Here is a 1,566-nt window from a genome sequence, read left to right on the forward strand (position 1 = left end):
GATCAGGCGTCCGCGCCGGTCCTGCGCCGCCGTACGACGAACATCGCACCCGCGCCGAGCGCCACGGCCGCGCCGCTCGCGAGGGCGAGCTGCGAGGTCGCGTCGGTTCCGGTCGCGGCGAGGCTGCCGGTGGCCAGGGTGCCGCTCTGCGCCGTGAGGCCCGAGGTGTTCGGTTTGGTCGTCCCGGGCTTGGCGTCGTCGACCTTGCCGGGCTTGCTGCCCGCCGGGGCGATCTCGAACTCGTAGCCCGTCAGCTTCGGGGACCCGCCGCACGCGCCGTTGTCGTTCCAGTAGTCACCGGCGACGAACGTGACGCCCTCGCCGGCCGGCGCCGCCGCGTCGACGCTGAGGCGCAGCTTGATGTCGGCGTGCGCGCCTGCCTTCAGCGGGCTGATGGCACGGATGTAGTTCTCGTTGTCGACGGTGTTCCACTGGGACGAGGAGCCGCTGGACCACTGGAGGCGCAGCAGGTTCTCGATGTCCTTGTGCCCGGTCTTGTCGGTCGCGTGGACGTAGACGAACGGGAACACCCGGTCCATGGTCGTGGTGGTGCCGTTGGTCACCCGAAGCTTGAAGTCGACCGTGGTGCCGGCGACGACCTTCGACGGGAGGCCCGTCACGACGGTGGTGAGGTCGGCCTCGGGTACGCAGGTGTCGTCGCCCTCGCCGCCCCCGGCCTCCTCCTCTTCCTCCTTCGCCTTGGCCAGCGCCGCGTCGGCGGCGGTCTTGTCCTCCAGCGCCTTCTTCGTCGCCTCCGTCGCCGCGTTGAGCTCGGTGAAGGCGGCGACCCGGTAGTCGTCCAGGGCCTTCTTCGCCGCCTTCGCCTCGGCGTCGGCGGTGGTCTTGGCCTCGGCGGCGGTCGCCGCGGCGGCCTGGGCCTCGGCGAGGGCCGTCGCCGCGGCCGTCCTCTCCTCCTCCGTGGCCGTCTCGGGGAGTGCCTCGACCGCGGCCTCGGCGGCGGTGACCGCCTCGTCGGCGACGGTCTTCGCGGCGTCGGCGTCGTCCGCGGCCTTGCGGGCGGCGGCGTGGGCCACGGCCAGGGGCGTGGTGTCGGTCACCGCCTCCTCGACGGCCGCGTAGGCGACGCCCTCGGCGGCCACGGCGTCGTCGTAGGCCTTCTTCGCCGCCTCCGCGGCCTTCTCCAGCTCGGCGACGGAGGGCTTCTTCTGGGTCTGCGCCGCCGGCTTGGCGTCGGCGAGCGCGGGGGTGACCGAAAGCAGTACTGCGGGGGTGGTCACGGCGGCGACGACAGCCGTGGCGAGGATCCGGCGAATCTTCACAAGAGCCCTTCGGGGTCCGGGAGAAAGCGAGAAGGGGCCGCAGCGGAACGAGACACGCGGATACGGCCTCCGCTGATCGTAGGACCGGACCGTCGGTCAACCGGTGGCTATGTAAAGGTCGTTACAGGCGGCCGGGCGGCACGGTGGCGGACGGAAGGTGTAAACGGACGCAGTTGCCCTCACTACCTGTTTTTCTGCTGTGAGCAATGCCACACGCCCTCTCGGGGCGGCGTCGGTCAGGCGAGGAGCTGTCTCTTATACACATCTCTGATGGCGCGAGGGAGGC

Annotated in this window: 1 protein-coding gene; it reads right to left on the minus strand. The window is 71.3% G+C overall.

Going from position 1 to position 1,566, the window contains the following annotated elements; all coding sequences use genetic code 11:
- Positions 1-2: 2 nt before the first annotated feature.
- The gene (locus IH13_RS0100360) at positions 3-1,280 is read right to left on the minus strand and encodes an LPXTG cell wall anchor domain-containing protein (RefSeq protein ID WP_031079972.1); all 1,278 of its coding nucleotides are present in this window, start codon (positions 1,278-1,280) and stop codon (positions 3-5) included.
- Between the last annotated feature and the right edge of the window lie 286 nt (positions 1,281-1,566).

This window comes from Streptomyces sp. NRRL WC-3549 (assembly GCF_000721935.1).
In the GTDB taxonomy this organism is placed as follows: Bacteria; Actinomycetota; Actinomycetes; order Streptomycetales; family Streptomycetaceae; genus Streptomyces.